At 70.7% G+C, this 22739-nt stretch carries 2 protein-coding genes; both read left to right on the top strand.

The genetic code is table 11. The features are described from left to right. Nucleotides 1–27 precede the first annotated feature (27 nt). On the top strand, nucleotides 28–14436 hold the full coding sequence (locus ACFRKB_RS19970; RefSeq protein ID WP_383107385.1) for an amino acid adenylation domain-containing protein: 14409 nt from the start codon (nucleotides 28–30) through the stop codon (nucleotides 14434–14436). Between the two features lie 166 nt (nucleotides 14437–14602). After that, a complete protein-coding gene (locus ACFRKB_RS19975; protein WP_383107387.1) occupies nucleotides 14603–22699 on the top strand; it encodes an amino acid adenylation domain-containing protein in 8097 nt (2698 codons plus the stop codon). The last annotated feature ends 40 nt before the right edge of the window (nucleotides 22700–22739 follow it).

Here is a 22739-nt window from a genome sequence, read left to right on the forward strand (position 1 = left end):
CTCTCGGCGTTCCATGGGGTCTCGACAATGAACTCAGACAGCAACTCCCTTACGCACGGCCGCCGGACCGCCGGTGACCGCACGCTGCACGGGCTGTTCGAGAGCCGGGCGGCGCGCCGACCCGAACACACCGCCGTCGAGTGGGGCACGGTCCGGCTCAGCTACGCCGAGGTCGAACGGCGCGCCAACCGGCTCGCGCACCGCCTCGCCGCCCGGGGCGTGCGCCCCGAGACGCGAGTGGGCGTCTGCCTGCGGCGCGGCCCCGAGCTGATCGTCGCGCTGCTCGCCGTCCTCAAGGCGGGCGGGGCGTACGTACCACTCGACCCCAACTACCCCGCCGAGCGGCTGTCGTTCATGGTCGAGGACGCCGGCATCGAGCTGGTGATCAGCGACAGCGGTCCGGGCGCGCGGCCGGACAACGCTCCCGGCACCCTGGCACTGGAGAGCCTGGTGGGGGTGGTCCCGGACGGCCCCGACACCGCGCCGGAGGTCACCACACACCTGGACAACACCGCGTACATCCTGTTCACCTCCGGCTCCAGCGGCACCCCCAAGGGCGTGGCCGTCACCCACCGCGGCCTCGGGAACCTCGCCCTCGCACATGTGACAGCGCTGGCCATCGACGAGGACAGCCGCGTGCTCCAGTTCGCCTCGCCCAACTTCGACGTCTCCATCGCCGACCTGGCACAGACCTGGTACGCGGGCGCCACACTGATCCTGCCCGAGAGCCCCACCCAGGCCGTCGGTGAAGCGCTGGGAGCACTGCTCGCCGACGCGGCCGTCACCCACACCATGATGCCGCCGTCCGTGCTCGCCACCGTGGCACCACCGATCGAGCTGCCACACCTGCGGGCGCTGGCCACCGGCGGCGAGAGCTGCTCGCCGGAACTGGTCGCCCGCTGGGCCGACGGCCGGCGGATGATCAATATGTACGGCCCCACCGAGGCGACCGTCACCGTCACCCTCAACGGGCCACTGCCCGCCGACCTCACCGTGTCGCCCGGTATCGGCCGGGCCATCGACGGCGCCCGAGTGATGGTGCTGGACGAGAAGCTGCGTCCCGTGCCCGAAGGCGGGACGGGCGAACTGTGCATCGCGGGCGACGGACTGGCACGCGGGTACGTCAACCGCCCCGGACTCACCGCCGAACGCTTCGTCGCGGACCCGTACGGCCCACCGGGATCCCGGATGTACCGCACCGGCGACCTCGTGAGACTGCTGCCGGGGGGTGAGCACGAGTTCATCGGCCGCGCCGACGGTCAGGTCAAGATCCGTGGTCTGCGCGTCGAGTTGGGCGAGATCGAGGCCGTACTGACCGAACATGAGGCGGTCCTTCAGTCGGTGGTCACGCTCGTGGAGAACGCCGGTACGGACCAACTCGTCGCCCACTACGTACCGGTGCGCCCCGAGACGGACCCGGGCGCCGTGGATCTGCGCCGGCACGTGTCGGGCCGGCTGCCCGTGCATATGGTGCCGACCGCCTATATCGCCATGCGGCGGCTGCCACTGACACCCAACGGCAAGGTGGACCGCCGGGCGCTGCCCGCGCCCGGCGATCACGTCGGTGGCGCGGACCGGGCCGAGTCCGTCCCGTACGCTCCACCGCGCACCGCACTGGAATCGGAGCTCGCCGAGATCTGGGAAGACGTGCTCGGGCGGACGCCGATCGGTGTGACGGACGACTTCTTCGCCATCGGCGGCGACTCCATCTCCGGTCTGCGGATGGCCTTCCAGGTCGAGCGACGGCTCGGCCTCACCCCCGCGTCCACCGCGCTCTTCGACCACCCGACCATCGCCGCGTACGCCGGCTACGCGGCCGGGCTGACGGAGAGCGGCGGTGGCCGGGAGGCGGGAGCCGCCGCGCCGATCGCCCGCGCCGACCGGAGCGGTGCGCTGGTGGCCTCGTCCGCGCAACAGCGGCTGTGGTTCCTGGACGCGTACGAACCGGGCGGGGCCGCGTACAACTGCGCCACCGGACTGCGGCTCACCGGCGTGCTGCGGACCGACGCGCTCGCCGCCGCGCTGACCGCGCTCGTCGCCCGGCACGAGCCGCTGCGTACCACATACGCCGAGGCCGACGGGCAGGTGCTCCAGATCATCGGGGACCCGGCGCCGGTGCCGCTGCCGGTCACCGATCTCTCGGGAGGCGACCACGAGGGGCGGCTCGACGAGGTACTGCGCGCAGAGGTGTCCGCGCCCTTCGACCTCGGGTCCGGACTCGTACTGCGCGCGCTGCTGGTGCGGACCGCGCCCGACGATCACCTGCTCGTGCTCACCGCGCACCATATCGCCGCCGACGCCTGGTCGATGGAGGTGATCGGGCGGGAGCTGGGCGCGTTGTACGCGGCTGCTCTTACGGTGCGGTCTGCGGGTGCGGGTGCGCGTGCGGGTGCGGGCGCGGGTGTGGGGGTTGATGCTGGTCCTGGTTCTGGTTCTGGTCCTGGTTCTGGTCCTGGTCCAGATGCTGTGCTTGCGGCTGCCGGACTTCCTGAACTCCCCGTGCAGTACGCGGACTTCGCCACTTGGCAGCGCCACCGGCTGGGTGAACCGGTGGTGGATGAACAGCTCGCCCACTGGAAGCGGGAGCTGGCCGGGGCCACGCCGCTGGAGCTGCCTACCGACCGGCCGCGCCCAGCCGTCCGTACCTCGGCCGGCGCACGACGGCTGTTCGATGTGCCGGCCGAGACCGTCTGGGGACTCACCGCCGTCGGCCGGGCGCAAGGCACGACCCTCTTCGCGCCGCTCGCCGCCGCCACCCAGCTGCTGCTGGCCCGTTGGTCGGGCCAGCGTGACATCGTGCTCGGCACAGCGGGCTCGGGCCGGGACCGGGCCGAACTCGCCGATCTTGTCGGCTTCTTCGTCGATACGCTGGTGCTGCGCGCGGAGGTGGACGAGGCCCTGACCTTCGCGCAGTTCACCGACCGCGCGCGGGAGAGTGTGCGGCAGGCGCTGGATCACGCGCTGGTGCCGTTCGACCGGGTCGTGGACGCCGTACTTCCTGAACGGGACCCGAGCCGGCCCCCGCTCATTCACGTCATGCTTGTTCTTCAGAACGCCCCGGCGGGGGTTCCCGAACTGCCGGGCATTGACGCCACGACGGTCGAACTCCCTCGTGAGGCAGCGCTGTTCGACGTCACGCTGGAGTTCTGGCACAACGCCGACGGCGGCCTCACGGGCTCCGTCGAGTACAGCACCGACCTCTTCGACCCCACCACCGTGGACCGCCTCACCCACACCCTCCGCACGCTGCTGGGCGAGCTGGTCGCCGCTCCGGACCGTCCGATGGCTGAGGCCCGCACGCTGGATGCGGAGGAGACCAGGAAGCTGCTGGAGGAGTGGGGCCGGGGCGAGGCGGCGGTGGAGCGGCTGACACTGGGCGGAATCTTCCGCGCTCAGCTGGAACGGACTCCGGACGTGCCGGCGGTGATGTGCGGTGAAGTGACGCTGACGTACGCGGAGTTGTACGGGCGGGCGGCGCGGCTGGCGCACTTCCTGATCGGTGAGGGGGTGCGGCCGGGGCAGCGGGTCGCGGTGGCGATGGAGCGAGGCGTGGAGTGGCTCGTCGCGCTGTTGGGTGTGGTGCATGCGGGCGGTGTGTACGTACCCCTGGATCCGAAGTTCCCCGCGGAGCGGTTCGCGCACATGCTGGCCGATTCCGGGGCGGTGCTGGTGCTGGCCGAGTCGTCTCTCGATGAGTCCGCCATGCCCGTTGACGGTGGGATCCGGGTGCTGGAAGTGGGTTCTCTGGGTGGGGTGTTGGCGGGGTTGTCTTCGGTTCTTCCTGGGGTGTCGGTGGATTTGGGGCAGCCGGCGTATGTGATTTATACGTCGGGTTCGACGGGTGTGCCGAAGGGTGTGGAGGTTTCGAGTGGTGGGTTGAGTGCGTTTGTGGCGGGGTTGGCTGAGGGGTTTGGGGTGCGGCCTGGGGATCGGGTGTTGCAGACGGCGTCGCCGAGTTTTGACGCGTCGGTTCTTGAGGTGCTGGCGGGGTTGGGTCTGGGCGGCACGTTGGTGGTTGCTCCGGCTGGTGTGGTGTCGGCGGAGGATCTGGTGGGGCTGCTGGAGCGCTATCGGGTGAATCATGCGTTTCTTGTGCCTGCTCTGTTGGCTGCTTTGCCTGCGGTGGAGTTGCCGGAGTTGCGGTCGTTGATGGTGGGTGCGGAGGCGGTGGGTGCTGATCTGGTGGCGCGTTGGGCGCCGGGTCGGCGGATGGTCAACGCGTACGGACCGACCGAGGCCAGCGTCGCGGTGACGTTCAGTGGCGGGTTGTCGGAGACGGCGGTGGGGATTCCGCCGATCGGGCGGCCGGTTGCCCATGCTCGTGTGTATGTGCTGGATGGGTGGTTGCGTCCGGTGCCGGTGGGTGTGGCGGGGGAGTTGTTCGTCGGTGGTGAGGGTGTGGCGCAGGGGTATGTGGGTCTGCGCGGGTTGACGGCGGAGCGGTTTGTGGCGGATCCGTTTGGTGTGCCGGGTGCGCGGATGTACCGGACCGGTGATGTGGTGCGGTGGTCGAGCGACGGTGTGCTGGAGTTTGTGGGCCGGTCGGATGATCAGGTGAAGGTGCGGGGTTTCCGTATCGAGTTGGGTGAGGTGGAGTCGGCGCTCGTCGGCCATCCCGAGATCGCACAGGCGGTGGTACTGGCCGTGCGGGGCCGGGGGAGCGCGAAGCGGCTGGTCGCGTACGTCGTTCCCGTAGCGGGGGCGGCTCCGACGGCCGCTGGTGTGCGGGAGTTCCTGGGGGGTGTGCTGCCGGAATACATGGTGCCGTCCGCCTTTGTGACGCTGGACGCGTTGCCTCTGATGCCGAACGGCAAGGTCGACCGCAAGGCGCTGCCCAGTCCGGAGCCCACCCGCGCCCAGGACGCCGGGTATGTGGCTCCGCGTTCCGCGACGGAGGAGATCCTGACCGGTGTCTGGGCGCGGGTGCTCGGCCTTGAACGGGTCGGTGTCGAGGACAACTTCTTCGATCTGGGCGGGGATTCCATCCTCAGCATCCAGGTCGTCTCCCAGGGCCGCGCCGCGGGTATCGCGCTCGCCGTGCAGGACCTGTTCGTACGGCAGACCGTGGCGGCCCTCGCCGCCGCGCTGACCAGTGCCGATGCGGACGACTCCGCCGGCCGGGACCGACCGCCCGTGGAGGGCCCTGTGGTACTCACCCCCATCCAGCGCTGGTTCTTCCGCACCCACCGCAAGGACCCGCAGCTGCTCAGCACCGCCGTACGGCTCGGCCTGCGTGCCGGTACCGACCCGGCAGCGCTGGCGGGTGCGGTGACCGCTCTGGTGGCCCACCACGATGCCCTGCGACTGCGCTACGAACGGACCGGCGCCGGCTGGCGGCAGCGTAACCTCGCCGAGGACCGGTCCGTCACCCTCGACCGTCACGATCTCTCGGCGCTCGCGGCACCGGCCGCGCGAGCGGCCATGGACGATGCCGTCGAGGCCCTGCGGACGGGCTTCGATCTGGCGGGCGGACCGCTGATCCGCTTCGCGCTCTTCGAACTCGGCTCAGCCGGGGACCAGTTGGTGGTTGTCGCACACCATCTGGTGGCGGACGAGGCGTCGTGGCGGGTGTTGCTGGAGGATCTGGCGCTGGCGTATGGGCAGTTGGTGTCCGGTGCGGTGGTGGATCTGGGGCCGCGTTCGGCGTCGTTCCAGGAGTGGGCTTCGCGGTTGCGGTCGCATGTGGAGGCGGGTGGTTTCGACGCGGAGCTGGAGTACTGGAGCCGGGTCGGCCAGGATGTCCCCACCGAACTGCCGGGCCAGGGCGCGCCCGCCCCCGACGCCTCGCACCAGGGGCTGGTCACATCGGTGGAGCTGTCGGCCGAGTCGACGCGGAAGCTCTTCCAGCACGTCGCGTCGGTGTACCGGACCGGTCCGGACGAGGTGCTGCTCGCGGTGCTCGGCCGCGTACTGGGCCGGTGGACTCGCCAGGACCGGGTGGTTGTGGACGTCGAGCGAGCGGGCCGGGAGGACCTGTTCCGGGGCGTCGATGTGTCGCGGACGGTGGGCTGGTTCAGCACGGTCTTCCCCCTGGAGCTGGAGCTGGAGCTGGCGTCCGGAGCCTCCGACGCGGGTTATGGGGCGGGCGACACCGAGTGGGGCGTACTGGTCAAGTCCGCGAAAGAGCGGCTGCGTGCGGTGCCCGGCCATGGGCATGGCTACGGTGCCCTGCGCTACCTCGGGGACCCCGACTCCGCGGCGGCCGACCTCGGGAGAACGGTCCGTCCGCAGGTCGGCTACAGCTGCCTCGGCCCGATGGATGTCGATGCCTCGCCCGCCGGGAACGCGCTCTACCACGTGACGGAGCCGGACGCCGCGGGCCGGCAGCACGGTCCGCTCGGGCCACGGGCCCACGCCCTGGATGTCGCGGCCCGGGTGGTCGACGGACGCCTGGTCGTGCACCTGGTCCGGACGGCCGGTGTGTTCTCCGACGAGACGATGGAGGAACTGGCGTCCGGATTCACCGAGGAGCTGGACAGCCTTCTGGCACACGGTGAGCTGCCGGGTGCGGGTGGCTGCACGCCGTCGGACTTCCCGCTGTCCCCGCTGGATCAGGCGGGTCTTGACGCGGCGGTCGGTGACGGGCGTGGTGTCGAGGACGTGCTGCCGTTGATGCCGTTGCAGTCCGGGATGCTCTTCCACGCCCTCGCCCAGGACGGCTCGGGGAGCGCGGGTGGCTCGGACGGCTCCAGCGCGTACTTCGAGCAGCTGATGTTCGCCGTCGACGGTGTGTCCGACGCCGACCGGTTCGCCGCGTCCTGGCAGCGGGTGGTCGACGAGGTGCAGGCGCTGCGGATCGGGGTGGTGTGGGAGGGCGTGCCGGAGCCGGTGCAGGTGGTGCACCGGGACGTACGTCTGCCCGTCGAGATCCTGGACTGGCGCACCGCCCCGGCGTCCGAGCACGCCTCACGCTGGACGAACCGTGTCGCCACTGACCGGGGGCGCGGCCTGGACCTGAGTTCCGTTCCCCTCGCCCGGCTGACCCTGGCCCGGCTCACGGACGACCGTATCCGTGTGCTGTTCACCTTCCACCACATCCTGCTGGACGGCTGGAGTCTGGCGCGTGTGCTGGCTCTGGTGCTGGATGACTATGCGGCGCGGCGGGATGGTGTGGTGTTGCCGGTGGTGTCGGGTGGTCGTGGGCTGGGTGTTCAGGCGCGGTGGATGGCGGGGCGTGATGTGGGGGTGGCGGAGGAGTTCTGGCGCGCTGGTCTGGCGGGTTTTGATGCGCCGGTGGTGTTGCCGTATGACCGGCCGGCTGTTCATGCCGGTCAGGCTCGTTCTTCGGAGCGGGTGGAGGTGGAGTTGTCGGAGGAACTGTCCGGTCAGCTCTTTTCGTTTGCGCGGCGGCATCGGCTGACCGTCAATGCTGTGGTGCAGGGTTTGTGGGCGCTGCTGCTTTCGGGCCGTAGTGGTCAGGGTGATGTGGTGTTCGGCGCGACGACCTCGGGCCGGCCCACTGATCTCGATGGTGCCGAGGACATGGTGGGGTTGTTCATCAATTCCCTTCCTGTGCGGGTCCGGTTGGATCCGGATCGTCCGGTGGTGGAGTGGTTGCAGGGGTTGCAGCGCGAGCAGGTCGAGGCCCGCCGCCACGACCATCTCCCCCTCAACCGCGTCCAGGCACTCAGCGAACTCGGCCCGAATCAGGCGTTGTTCGACAGTCTGGTGGTCTTCGAGAACGCCCCCGTCGACACCGATGGCGCCGCCCGGCAGGGCCTGGGGATCAGCGAGATCGCGGTCGACCAGGCCACCAACTACCCGCTCAATCTGATCGTCCACAGCGGCGACCGACTGACGTTCACCCTCGCGTACGACCCGGACGTCTTCGACCGCACCACCATCGAGAGCCTGCGCGGCGACCTCGTCCGGCACACGGGCACCGTCGCCGACGCGCCCGCCGGGCGCACACTCGCGCGGCTGGACCTCCTCGGCGGCGGCGAGCGACACCGGGTTCTGGAGGAGTGGGGCCGGGGCGAGGAGCGGCCCGAGCGGCTGACACTGGCGGGCATCTTCCGTGCTCAGCTCGATCGGACCCCTGACCTGCCCGCAGTGGTCACTGACGAAGTGACGCTGACCTACGCGGAGTTGTACGCGCGGGCGGCGCGGCTGGCGCACTTCCTGATCGGTGAGGGGGTGCGGCCGGGGCAGCGGGTCGCGGTGGCGATGGAGCGAGGCGTGGAGTGGCTCGTCGCCATGCAGGCCGTACTGCACGCGGGCGGTGTGTACGTACCCCTGGATCCGAAGTTCCCCGCGGACCGGTTCGCGCACATGCTGGCCGATTCCGGGGCGGTGCTGGTGCTCGCCGAGTCGTCTCTCGGTGAGGTCGTGCCCGCTGACAGTGGAGTGCGTGTCCTGGAAGTGAGCGCTCTGGGTGAGGTGTTGGCGGGGTTGTCTTCGGTTCTTCCTGGGGTGCCGGTGGATTTGGGGCAGCCGGCGTATGTGATTTATACGTCGGGTTCGACGGGTGTGCCGAAGGGTGTGGAGGTTTCGAGTGGTGGGTTGAGTGCGTTTGTGGCGGGGTTGGCTGAGGGGTTTGGGGTGCGGCCTGGGGATCGGGTGTTGCAGACGGCGTCGCCGAGTTTTGACGCGTCGGTTCTTGAGGTGCTGGCGGGGTTGGGTCTGGGCGGCACGTTGGTCGTGTCACCCGCAGGCGTGGTGTCGGCGGAGGATCTGGTGGCGCTGCTGGAGCGCCATCGGGTGAATCATGCGTTCCTCGTCCCCGCCCTTTTGTCGACGCTTCCTGCGGTGAAGTTGCCGGAGTTGCGGTCGTTGATGGTGGGTGCGGAGGCGGTGGGTGCTGATCTGGTGGCGCGTTGGGCGCCGGGTCGGCGGATGGTCAACGCGTACGGACCAACCGAGGCCAGCGTCGCGGTGACCCTGAGCGATGCCCTGTCCGTGGCCGCCGAGCGAGTCCCGCCGATCGGGCGTCCGGTCGCCAATGCTCGTGTGTATGTGCTGGACGGGTGGTTGCGTCCGGTGCCGGTGGGTGTGGCGGGGGAGTTGTTCGTCGGTGGTGAGGGTGTGGCGCAGGGGTATGTGGGTCTGCGCGGGTTGACGGCGGAGCGGTTTGTGGCGGATCCGTTTGGTGTGCCGGGTGCGCGGATGTACCGGACCGGTGATGTGGTGCGGTGGTCGAGCGACGGTGTGCTGGAGTTTGTGGGCCGGTCGGACGATCAGGTGAAGGTGCGAGGTTTCCGTATCGAGCTGGGTGAGGTGGAGTCGGCGCTCGTCGGCCATCCCGAGATCGCACAGGCGGTGGCGCTCGCCCTGCCTGTACAGAGCGGCGGAAGTGCGAAGCGGCTGGTCGCGTACGTCGTTCCCGTAGCGGGGGCGGCTCCGACGGCCGCTGGTGTGCGGGAGTTCCTGGGGGGTGTGCTGCCGGAATACATGGTGCCGTCCGCCTTTGTGATGCTGGACGCGTTGCCGCTGATGCCGAACGGCAAGGTCGACCGCAAGGCGCTGCCCAGTCCCGAGTCCTCCGGAATGGAAGAGGCCGGGTATGTGGCTCCGCGTTCCGCGACGGAGGAGATCCTGACCGGGATCTGGGCGCGGGTGCTCGGTCTTGAACGGGTCGGTGTCGAGGACAACTTCTTCGATCTGGGCGGGGATTCCATCCTCAGCATCCAGGTCGTCTCCCAGGCTCGCGCGGCCGGGCTGGGCATCTCGCCCAAGGACGTGTTCGACCGCCAGTCGGTACGTGCCCTGGCCGAGCACCTGAGCCGGTTGGCCGCGGCGGACGGGCCGCCGGACACGGCCGGGCCCGTCAAGTCCGTCGAGCATGTCGAGGGTCCGGTACGTCTCACGCCCATCCAGGAGTGGTTCTTCGCGGCCCCGGCCGGCCCCTCGCACCGCTTCGACATGTCGATGTCCGCCACGCTCGCGCCCGGCACGGACCTCGACGCGCTCGCGGGAGCGGTGGCCGCCCTGGTGGCTCACCATGACGCGCTGCGGCTGCGCTTCGTACGCGACGAGGCCGGCGTATGGACGCAGTACGTCGCCGACGCGCCCCACACGTACGCGCCCCACACGTACGCGCCCCACACGTACACCGCATACACCGACCTCGCCCATGTCCCCTCCGGCGAGCGGCAGGCCGAGATGGACCGGCTCACGGACGTGGCCCGCGACACACTGGATCTCACCGAGGGGCCACTGCTCCGCGCGCTGACCTTCGGACTCGGCGGGGACGGCGACCGGCTGGTGCTGCTGGTCCACCACGCCGTGGTCGACGGCGTGTCGTGGCGGGTGTTGCTGGAGGATCTGGCGCTGGCGTATGGGCAGTTGGTGTCCGGTGTGGTGGTGGATCTGGGGCCGCGTTCGGCGTCGTTCCAGGAGTGGGCTTCGCGGTTGCGGTCGCATGTGGAGGCGGGTGGTTTCGACGCCGAGCTGGAGTACTGGAGCCGGGTCGGCCAGGACGTCCCCACCGAACTGCCGGGACCCACGGAGCTCACCGAACCCACGGATCCCACCGAATCCAGGGAACTCACCAACCCCACGGAGCTGACCACCGCCTCCGCCGAGCTGTCGCCCGAGGCCACGCGTCGGCTCCTGCACAAGGTTCCCTCGGTGTACCGCACGCGCGTCAACGAGGTACTGCTCGCCGTGCTCGCCCGCGTCCTCGGCCGGTGGACCGGCCAGGACCGGGTCCTCGTGGACGTCGAGGGGCACGGCAGGGAGGAGATCTTCCCGGGCGTCGACCTGTCCGGGACCGTGGGCTGGTTCACCACCGTCTTCCCCCTGGAGCTGATCTCCACCACGGAGCCGGCCCCTCGCCCCGAAGACGACGTGAGCGAGGCAGCCGCCGCCTGGGACATGCTCGTCAAATCGGCCAAGGAGCGGCTGCGTTCGGTGCCCGGACGCGGTCTCGGCTATGGCGCGCTGCGCCATCTGCGCCGCTCCGTCCCCGAGATCCACCCACAGGTCAGCTTCAACTACCTCGGCCAGTTCGACACCGCTTCCGGCGGCGCGACAGGCTCAGCGCCCCAAGGGCCCCTCCAGGAAGTCGGGTTCATCCAGGACAGCGCCGGTCTGCTCGCCGGTCGTGACCACGCTCTCGACGTGACATCCCGGGTCGCGGACGGCCGGCTGCTGGTCGACTTCGTCTGGGCGTCCGGTGTGTTCCCCGACGAGACGATGGAGTCTCTGGCAGCCGCATTCATCACCGGGTTGGAGGACTTCCTCGCACACTGCGAGCTGCCGGGTGCGGGTGGCTGCACGCCGTCGGACTTCCCGCTGTCCCCGCTGGATCAGGCCGCTCTCGATGCGGCGGTCGGTGACGGGCGTGGTGTCGAGGACGTGCTGCCGTTGATGCCGTTGCAGTCCGGGATGCTCTTCCACGCACTCGCCGAGGCGGACAGGCCGGCCTACTTCGAGCAGCTGATGTACGTGGTCGACGGCGTCCCCGACGTCGACCGCTTCGCCGCGTCCTGGCAGCGCATGGTCGATGAGATACAGGCGCTGCGGATCGGGGTGGTGTGGGAGGGCGTGCCGGAGCCGGTGCAGGTGGTGCACCGGGATGTGCGTCTGCCCGTCGAGATCCTGGACTGGCGCGACTGCCTCCTGACGGAGCAGGAGGCCCGCTGGGAAGCGCTGCTGGTCGCCGACCACAAGCGCGGTCTCGACCTGCGGCAGGTGCCGCTGGCCCGGCTGACCCTGGCCCGGCTCGGCGAGGGCCGTATCCGTGTGCTGTTCACCTTCCACCACATCCTGCTCGACGGCTGGAGCGTCGCCCGGGTCCTCTCCCTCGTCCTGGATGACTATGCGGCGCGGCGGGATGGTGTGGTGTTGCCGGTGGTGTCGGGTGGTCGTGGGCTGGGTGTTCAGGCGCGGTGGATGGCGGGGCGTGATGTGGGGGTGGCGGAGGAGTTCTGGCGCGCTGGTCTGGCGGGTTTTGATGCGCCGGTGGTGTTGCCGTATGACCGGCCGGCTGTTCATGCCGGTCAGGCTCGTTCTTCGGAGCGGGTGGAGGTGGAGTTGTCGGAGGAACTGTCCGGTCAGCTCTTTTCGTTTGCGCGGCGGCATCGGCTGACCGTCAATGCTGTGGTGCAGGGTTTGTGGGCGCTGCTGCTTTCGGGCCGTAGTGGTCAGGGTGATGTGGTGTTCGGCGCGACGACCTCGGGCCGGCCCACTGATCTCGATGGTGCCGAGGACATGGTGGGGTTGTTCATCAATTCCCTCCCTGTGCGGGTCCGGTTGGATCCGGATCGTCCGGTGGTGGAGTGGTTGCAGGGGTTGCAGCGCGAGCAGGTCGAAGCCCGCCGCCACGACCATCTCCCCCTCAACCGCGTCCAGGCACTCAGCGAACTCGGCCCGAATCAGGCGTTGTTCGACAGCCTGGTCATCTTCGAGAACTATCCGGTCGACACCGACGCGGCCGACCGGCACGGCCTGAGCGTCAGCGAGGTCGGCTCGGTCGAGGCGACCAACTACCCCCTGAACCTGGCCGCGTTCACCGGCAAGCGGCTCGTACTGATCCTGCTCTTCGACCCCGACGTCTTCGACCGCACCACCGTCGAGGGGCTGCGCGACCAGCTCACCCTGCACGCGCGGAGCCTCGTCGAGGTCACGGACGAGAAGATCGCCGGACTCGGCCTCGTCACCCCCGGCAAGCGGAACGAGATCCTGCGGACCTGGGGCCGCGGAGCCCCTGGCGACGGCGGGCACACCCTCACCGAGATCTTCGCCGAGCAGGTGGCTAGGGTCCCCGGCAACACCGCGCTGATCGTCGGCGACGAGCGGGTCTCCTACGCTGAACTGGACGCCCGCGCCAATCGCCTCGCCCATCACCTCATCGAGCGAGGGGTACGGCCCGACTCCCGCGTCGGCGTGTGCCTCGGCCGCCGCGCCGAACTGTTCGTCGCGCTGCTGGCGGTGCTCAAGGCCGGCGGGGCGTACGTACCACTGGACCCGGAGTACCCGGCCGACCGACTGGCCTTCATGGTCTCCGACTCCGGAGCCGGGCTCGTGGTCACGGACAGCGCCTGTGCCGGGGCCCTGCCGCCCACCGACGCGCGCGTCCTGCTCCTGGACGACGCGGCCGAGCGCGCCGCCGTCGCGGCCCGGCCGGGCCATGCCCCGGAGGTGCCCGTACGGCCCGACAACCTCGCGCATGTCATCTACACCTCCGGCTCCACCGGCCGGCCCAAGGGCGCCGTACTCCCGCACCGCGGTGTGCTGCGGGTCGCCCGCGACCCCAAGCTGGCGATGACCGAACGCGATGTCGTCGGCCAGCTGGCCACCGTCTCCTTCGACGCCGGCACACTGGAGATCTGGAGCGCCCTGCTCAACGGCGCCGCGCTGGCGGTCAGCCCCACCCGCGTAATGTCCGCGGCAGAGACCGGTGCGTTCCTGCACTCCCGTGGTGTGACCGCGATCTGGATCACCGCCGGACTGTTCCACGAGATCGTGGACAGCGATGTGCGGGTCTTCGCGGGGCTGCGGCTGATCATGTCGGGCGGCGACACCCTCTCGCCGTCACACTGCGTGAAGGTGGTCGAGGAACTGCCCGGTGTCCGCGTGATCAACGGCTACGGGCCGACCGAGGGCACCGTCTTCACCTCGCTCTTCGTCGTCAACGACAACTACGCGGGCAGCGGCCCGATGCCGATCGGCACCCCCATCGCCGGCACCGGTGTGTACGTACTGGACGCCGCGCTGCGGCCGGTGCCGCCAGGGGTGGCAGGTGAGCTGTATCTGTCCGGCGACGGGATGGCGCGCGGCTATGTGAACCGGCCCCGGATCACCGCCGAGCGCTTCGTCGCCGACCCGTTCGGTCCTCCCGGCTCACGTATGTACCGTTCGGGTGACCTGGTGCGCTGGCTGCCCGACGGGAACCTCGACTTCGTCTCCCGTACCGATTTCCAGGTCAAGATCCGCGGACAGCGCATCGAACTCGGCGAGATCGAGTCGGCCGCCGCCGGGTATCCGGGCGTCGCCCAGGCGCTGGTGCTGGCGCGGGAGGACATCCCGGGCAGCAAACGGCTGGTGGCGTACGTGGTGCCCGAGGCCGGTGCGCCGGTGCCCGAGCCGGACGAGGTGAAGAGCTTCGTCGGCCGCTCGCTGCCCGCGTATATGGTCCCGGCCGCCGTGCTCGTCCTGGATGTCTTCCCGCTCACCCCGAACGGCAAGGTCGACCGCCGTGCGCTGCCCTCGCCGGAGGAGATGGCGGGGGAGGGCACCGAGGGCCTTGCCCCGCGCGACCCGGGCGAGGAACTGGTGGCCGGGATCTGGGCCGAGGTGCTGGGTCTTGAGAGCGTCGGAGTCCTCGACAACTTCTTTGATCTGGGCGGGGATTCGATCCTCAGCATTCAGGTGATCTCCCGGGTCCGTGAGGTGTTCGCCGTCGATCTGCCGGCCCGCACGCTCTTCGACAACCCGACGGTGGCGGACCTGGCGTCGGCCGTCGAGACCCAGGTGCTGGCGGAACTGGAGTAGCCCGCGCCAGAAGTGTGGCCCGCGCCAGGAGTGTGGCCCCGCGCCACGAGTGTGGCCCGTGGCCGCAGCCGGCCCCCGGCGTCGGCGATCCCCGTACGTCCTCAATCCCCGTACGTCCTCCGTACCCGTACGACCTCGTGGCACCCGTAGAGGAGAGAGAGACAGCATGGACGCGGCATCACGCGAGAGCTGGATTCAGTCGCTGCCCGAGCATGTGCGGGACAGGATGCGCTCCCGGCTGGCCGGCGGCGACGACGGGACGGCCCGGCCCGGCCGGATCACCCCGGTCGGCCGCGACCGCGACCTGCCGCTGTCGTTCGCCCAGCAACGGCTGTGGTTCCTTGACGAGTTCGAGCCCGGCAGTGCGGAGTACAACTCCTGCTCGGCGCTGCGGGTCACCGGCGCCCTGGACGTCCCCGCGCTGGCCGCCGGGCTCTCGGCGCTGGTGGTACGGCACGAATCGCTCCGTACCACCTTCGACGCGGTGGACGGGCAGGGCGTACAGCTCATCGGGGAACCCTTCGCGGTGCCGGTGCCCGTCACCGAGGTGCCACCGGCCCCCGGCGCCGAGCGGGACCTGATCGTCAGGAGTCTGCTCAGGGCCGAGGTCACGCGGCCGTTCGATCTGCGCACCGGTCCGCTGCTGCGCGCGCTGTTGGTCAAGCTCGACGACACCACCCGCATCCTCGTTCTGACGATGCATCACATCGTCACGGACGGCTGGTCGATGGGCATTCTGGAGCGCGAGCTGAGCGCGCTCTACGCCGCCGCTCTGCGACCGGGGCCGCGTGAGGCCGCCGGCCTGCTGGAGCGCGCCGGGCTGACCCCGCTGCCCCTGGGGTACGCCGACTTCGCCGGCTGGCAACGCGAACGGCTCACCGGCGGCGAGCTGGACCGCCAACTCGACTACTGGCGGCGGAAACTGGCGGCGCTGACCCCGCTGGACACCGCCACCGACCGGCCACGTCCCGCCGTACGCGGGTACGCGGGCGCCGCGTACCCCTTCCGGTTCCCCGCCGGACTCACCGAGCGGCTGACCGCACTCGCGCGGGAGCGCGGCGCGACCCTGTTCATGGCCGTGACCGCGCTCAGCCAGCTGCTGCTGTCGCGCCACTCGGGCCGGCGTGACATCGCGGTCGGCACCCCCGTCTCCGGCCGCGACCGGGGGGAGGTGGAGCCGATCGTCGGCTTCTTCGTCAACACCCTGGTGCTGCGCTCGGACGTGGATGAACTCCGTACGTTCGGGGAGTTCCTGGACTCCGTACGGGAGACGGTGCTGGAGGCGTTCGCGCATGGCGAGGCGCCGTTCGAGCAGGTGGTGGACGCGCTGGTCACCGAGCGCGACGTGAGCCGTCCGCCGCTGGTACAGGCGATGGTCGCGCTCCAGAACGCGCCCGCGGCGCCGCTGCGACTGGACGGCGTACAACTGGCCGAGGAGCCGCTGCCCCGTGATTTCTCGCTCTTCGATCTGACCTTCACGTACTGGGAGGAGGGTGGGGAGCTGCGGGGCTCGGTCGAATACAGCACGGATCTGTTCGACGCGTCCACGATCGAGCGGCTGACCGGGCATCTCGTCACGCTGGCCGGGGCGTTGACCGCGCCCGGCGGCTCGGAGCGTCCGATGGCCGGACTGGCGATGCTGACCGCGCGCGAGCGGGCGCGCATCGCCGCCGACCGGGCAGGTGTGACAGAGGAGTTGCCGGACACCAACGCGGTCGGGCTGTTCCAGCGACAGGTGGCCCGTATCCCCGACGCGCCCGCCGTTGTCACCGACAGCGGAACCCTCAGCTACGCCGGGCTCAACGAGCGCGCCAACCGGCTCGCCCACGAGCTGGCCGCCCAGGGTGTCGGCCCTGAGGACGTGGTCGCGGTCTGCATGCCGCGCTCCGCCGATCTGATGGCGACGCTGTACGCGGTGCTCAAGACGGGCGCGGCGTATCTGCCGGTCGACCCCGACTACCCGGCGGAACGGGTCGCCGCGCTGCTCGCCGACGCCCGCCCCGTACAGGTGATCAGCCAGCGCGCGGCCGATCTCCCGGTACGGCCGGACCCGGGCACCCGGCATCTGGTGCTCGACCTGCCCGCCACCCGGGAGGCGCTTGCCTCGCGGTCGGCCGCCGACCTCACCGACGCGGACCGGCGCTCCCCGCTGCGGCCCGGAAACGCCGCCTACGTCATCTACACCTCGGGCTCCACCGGCCGCCCCAAGGGGGTCGTCGTACCGCACAGCGGACTCACCAACTACCTTCGCTGGTGCGAGGGTTCGTACCCCGGCATCCGTGGTGGCGCGATACTGCACTCCTCGGTCTCCTTCGATCTGACCGTCACCACCCTGTTCGCACCGCTCGCCGTCGGCGGCACGGTCTATGTCAGCGCGCTGGAGGACATCGACCCGGGTCTGTGGGGCGACGGCGGGCCCGCGCCCACGTTCATCAAGGCCACCCCCAGCCATCTCCCGCTGCTGGAGTCGCTGCCCGACGACGTGCTCGCCCGGGGCGATCTGGTGGTGGGCGGTGAGCAGTTGCTCGGTGAGGCACTCGCCCCGTGGCGGGCGCGGCACCGCGACGCGAGCGTCGTCAATGAGTACGGGCCGACGGAAGCCACGGTCGGCTGTGTCGTACACACCCTGGCTCCGGACGACACCGACCCCGCGGGCGCGGTGCTGATCGGCAGGCCCTCCTGGAACATGCGCGGTTATGTACTGGACGGGCTGCTGCGGCCGGTGCCTGTCGGTGTGCCCGGTGAGCTGTATCTCGCGGGTGAGCAGCTGGCCCGGGGGTATCTGGGGCGGCCGGGGCTGACGGCGGAGCGTTTCGTGGCGGATCCGTTCGGCGCGCCGGGCGGACGGATGTACCGTACGGGCGACCTCGTGCGCCGGACGGTGGACGGCGCCCTGGAGTACCAGGGCCGCACCGACGACCAGGTCAAGATTCGCGCCCATCGTGTCGAACTGGGCGAGGTGGAGGCGGTGTTGGCCGCCGCGCCCGGCGTCGGGCAGGCGTGTGTGGTGGCCGCCGAAGCCCCTGGCGGGCTGCGGCTGGTGGGGTATGTCACCGCGCGGACGGGGAGCCCCGAGGGCCCCGGGACCGAACCGCACGACACGGCATCCGCCCCGTACGATCCTGAGTCCGGCCCGCACGGTCCTGAGTCCGGCCCGTACGGCACCGCGCCCGGCCCGTACGGCACCGCGCCCGGCCCGTACGGCACCGCGCTCGACGCCGCGACCGTCAGGGAGTACGCCACCCGCAGCCTGCCCGACTACATGGTCCCCGCCGCTGTGGTCGTGCTCGGCACACTGCCGCTGACCATCAACGGCAAGGTCGACCGCAGGGCGCTGCCCGCCCCCGACGCGTCGCTCTTCGCAGCCACCGCCGAGCGCGTCGCCCCGCGCAACGCCCTGGAAGAGGCGTTGGCCGGCATCTGGACGCAGCTGCTCCAGCTCGATGACATCGGCGTCCTCGACAACTTCTTCGAGCTGGGCGGCAATTCGATCCTCAGCATTCAGGTGATCTCCCGCGTGCGGAAGACCTTCGGGATCGAGCTGTCCGCCCGGACGCTCTTCGACCGGCCGACCATCGCGGAGTTCGCCGAACGGGTGGCCGAGGGCCGCGCCGCCGGGCACACCCCGTGGATCACCCCGGCCGGCCGCGACCGCGCGCTGCCGCTCTCCTTCGCCCAGCAACGCCTGTGGTTCCTGGACGAGTTCGAGTCGGGCAACCCGGCCTACAACGCCGGCGGAGTGCTGCGGCTCACCGGCCCGCTGGACGTCTCCGCGCTCTCCGCCGCGCTGTCGGCGCTGGTGGTACGGCACGAAACGCTCCGTACCACCTTCGACGCGGCCGACGGCCGCGCCGTACAGCTGATCGGCGATCCCTACGAGGTCCCGGTCCCGGTCGTCGCGCCCACCGCGACCGACCCGGACGCACGTGAGCGGGAGCTCCAGACGACCCTGGCCGCCCAGTTCGCCCTGCCGATGGACCTGCGGAACGGTCCGCTGCTGCGCGCGCTGCTGGTCCGCGCCGCGCCCGACGACCACGCGCTCGCCGTGACGATCCATCACATCGTCACGGACGGCTGGTCGATGGGCGTCGTCTCGCGGGAACTCGGCGCCCTCTACAACGCGGCCCTCGAAACCGGCTCGCGCGATGCCGCCCATCTTCTGCGACACAGCGCCCTGCCCCCGCTCCCCGTGCAGTACGCGGACTACGCCGTCTGGCAGCGCGAGCACCTCACCGACCAGGAACTCGATGCCCAACTCGGCTTCTGGCAGCGCAAGCTGGCCGGAGTGCGACCGCTGGAGCTGCCCACGGACCGGCCCCGTCCGCCGGTCCTCGGCTACGCCGGAGCCCTGCACACCTTCCGGCTCTCCGCCCGCGCCACCGACGGACTGACCCGCGCGGCCCAGGAGCACGGCGCGTCGCTCTTCATGGCCACCACGGCGCTCAGCTCCCTGCTGCTCGCCCGCTGGTCCGGCCGGAAGGACATCGCGCTCGGCACCCTCAGCTCCGGACGCGACCGCGCCGAGGTGGAAGGGCTGATCGGCTTCTTCGTCAACACCCTGGTACTGCGCTCGGAGGTGGACGAACTCCGTACGTTCGGGGAGTTCCTGGACTCCGTACGGGAGACGGTGCTGGAGGCGTTCGCGCACGGCGAGGCGCCGTTCTCCCGGGTGGTCGACGCGGTCGTCACGGAGCGCGATCTGAGCCGTCCGCCGCTGGTGCAGGCGCTGATCGCGTTCCAGAACACCCCCGCCGCCCCGATGCGGCTGCACGGTGTGGAACTCTCCGAGCAGCCGCTCTCCCGTGATTTCTCGCTCTTCGATCTGACCTTCACGTATTGGGAGGAGGGCGGGGAGCTGCGGGGCTCGGTCGAATACAGCACGGATCTGTTCGACGCGTCCACGATCGAGCGGCTGACCGGTCATCTCGTCACGCTCGCGGAGGCGCTGGCCGCGCCCGGCGGCTCCGCGCGTCCGATGGCGTCGCTCGCGATGCTGACCGAGCGCGAACGCGTGCGCATCGATACACACCGGGCGGGCGTGGAGAGGCGGTTGCCGGACGTCACCGTCGTCGAGCTCTTCGAGCGGCAGGCGGCCCGTACCCCCGAAGCGCCCGCCGTCGTCAGCCATGGCACCACCCTGAGCTACGCCGAGCTGAACGAGCACGCCAACCGGCTCGCGCACCATCTGATCGCCCAGGGCGTCGGCCCGGAGGACGTGGTGGCCCTCGCGCTGCCCCGCTCCGCCACCCTCGTCGTCGCCCTGCTCGCGGTCCTCAAGACGGGCGGCGCGTATCTGCCGCTCGACCCGGGCCACCCCGCCGACCGGCTCGCGTACACACTGCGGGACGCGGAGCCCGTCCACGTACTGACCGACACCGCCACCCGCGATCTCGTCGCGGACAGCAAGAGCCCCCTGCTGGTCCTCGACAGCCCGGCGGGCAGCGACGGTTACGACCCCGCCGCCCACCAGGCGGTGGATCCGGTACGCCGGCACGCCGGCCGGCACCCGGCGTATGTCATCTACACCTCGGGCTCCACCGGACGGCCCAAGGGCGTGGTGATTCCGCACGCGGCGCTGGCCACCTTCCTCGCCTGCATGGCGGACCGCTTCCCGCTCACCGCGGCCGACCGGCTGCTCTCCGTCACCACCATCAGTTTCGACATCGCGGCGCTGGAGATCTATCTCCCGCTGCTCGCCGGGGCGAGCGTGATCGTCGCGGAGCAGGAGGCCGTCGGTGATCCCGACCGGCTGGCCCGGATCCTGGAGGAGTCCGGGGCGGGCATCATGCAGGCCACCCCGTCACTGTGGCGGATGCTGCTCGCCGTACGGCCCGAGGTGGTCACCGGCCTGCGGGTACTCGTCGGCGGCGAGGCGCTGCCGCCGGATCTGGCGGGGCGGCTCGCCGGTGCCGCCGCGAGCGTCACCAACCTCTACGGTCCGACCGAGGTCACCATCTGGGCGACCACGGAGGACGTGCGCCCGGGTATACGGCACGGGATCGGCGGGCCGGTCTGGAACACCCGGCTGCACATACTGGACGGGCTGCTGCGGCCGGTGCCTGTCGGTGTGCCCGGTGAGCTGTATCTCGCGGGTGAGCAGCTGGCCCGGGGGTATCTGGGGCGGCCGGGGCTGACGGCGGAGCGCTTCGTGGCGGACCCGTTCGGCGCGCCGGGCGCGCGGATGTACCGTACCGGCGACCTGGCGCGCTGGACCGGCCGCGGCACCGTCGAGTACCTCGGCCGCACCGACCACCAGGTCAAGATCCGGGGGCTGCGGATCGAACTGGGCGAGGTGGAGGCCGTGTTGGCCGCCGCGCCCGGCGTCGGACAGGCGTGTGTGGTGGCCGTCGAGGGGCCGGGCGGGCTGCGGCTGGTCGGTTACGTCACCCCGCGCCCGGACAGCCCCGCGCGCGGCGGCGACAGGGCCGCTCTCGACACGGGCGCTGCCTCGCTCGACCCCGGCGCCCCGGCGCTCGACACCGACGCGCTGCGCCGGCACGCGGGTCTGACCCTGCCCGACTACATGATCCCCGCCGCCCTCGTCGTGCTCACTGAACTGCCCCTGACGGCCAACGGAAAGGTCGACCGCAAGGCGCTCCCGGCGCCGGAGCCGACCGGTACGGCGGCAGACCCCGACGCGCGGCCGGTCACCGACACCGAAGTGCTGCTCGCCGGGATCTTCGCCGAGCTGCTCGGTCTCGAAGACGTGGGCCTGGACGACAACTTCTTCCGTCTCGGCGGTGATTCGATCCTCAGCATCCAGCTCGTGGCGCGCACACGCGCCGCCGGCGTGCCGCTCACCTCGAAGGACATCTTCCGCGCCGCGACGGTTCGCGCACTGGCGGAGCTGGTCGACAGTGCGGACGGTGCCGGGCACGTCCTGGGCGACGCAACGAGCGACGGCCCGAGTGACGGACCGGGTGACGGAACGGGTGACGGACCGGTGTCGCCGACGGCGATGACAGAGGGACCGCTGCCGCTCACCCCCGTACAGCGCCGCTTCTTCGAGACATACCGCACCGATCCGCACCACCACAACATGTCCGTCCAGCTGGAGCTGGCACCGGACACCGATCACGACGCCCTGATCCGGGCCGTCACCGCCGTCATGGCCCACCACGAGGCGCTGCGGACCCGTTTCACCGGGAGCGGCGCCGACCGGAGCCAGCACCTCGCCCCCGCCGCACAGACCGTCCCCGTCGCCCGACGGGACATCTTCGGCGTCACCGCACAGGAGTTGACGGAGGTCCTGGACACGGCGGCGGCCGAGGTCCAGGCGTCGCTGGACCTCGCCGAGGGACCGTTGGCGCGCGCCGTTCTCTTCGACGGCGGCGCGGGCAGCGCGCCCCGACTGCTCCTGGCCGTCCACCACTTGGTGACCGACGCCGTCTCGCTGCGCGTCCTGCTCGCGGACCTCGACTCTGCGTACCGGCAGGCGCGCGAGGGCCGTCCGGTACGGATCGAGCCGGTCCGTACGTCCTTCGCGCAATGGGCCGCCCGGTTGTCCGCGCACGCCCAGGACGGCGGCTTCGCATCCGAAGTCCCCTACTGGAAAGAGGTGCTGGAGCACGAATCCGCTCCTCTTCCGGTGGACGGTCCAGGACCGAATACGGTCGCGTCGGAGGCGGAATTCACCGTCGAACTGGACACGTCGGAAACCGAGGCGCTTCTGCGTACCGTACCGGCCGCATTCCGCGTCCGTACGGAGGACATTCTGCTGACCGCGCTCGGCGCGAGCCTTTCCGGCTGGGCGGGTGGCGGCGTCTCCATCCACCTCGAAGGCCATGGCCGCGAAGAGCTGTTCGACGACCTCGATCTGTCACGCACGGTCGGCTGGTTCACCACACTCCATCCGGTGCATCTGAGCGTCCCCGGTGATCAGCCGCCGAGAGCGCGCGTGAAGCTCGTAGGCCGGCGGCTGCGTGCCGTCCCCGGGCACGGACTGGGGTACGGCGCCCTGCGCCACCTCACGCGGGAACCCGTGCTGACCGGCACGGACGCGCCGCAGGTGGTCTTCAACTATCTCGGCCGGTTCGACGACGCCCCGGGCGCCGCCGACGGCGGTCCGGTACGCGCCGTCCTGCCGGCCGTCGCCCAGCAGAGCGACCGTGCCGAGCGACCCCATCTGCTGGACATCACCGGAGTCGTCATCGGCGGCCGATTCAGGCTCGCCATCCGCTATTCCAGCGCGATCCATCACGAAAAGACCGTCGCCGGGCTCTCCGCGGATTTCCTGCGCGAATTGCGCGCGCTCCTCGACTGATGGCCCGCACGCTCATATCCGAATGAGAGGGACAACGGAA

The sequence above is a fragment of the Streptomyces scopuliridis genome (assembly GCF_042790125.1).
Classification (GTDB): domain Bacteria; phylum Actinomycetota; class Actinomycetes; order Streptomycetales; family Streptomycetaceae; genus Streptomyces; species Streptomyces scopuliridis_A.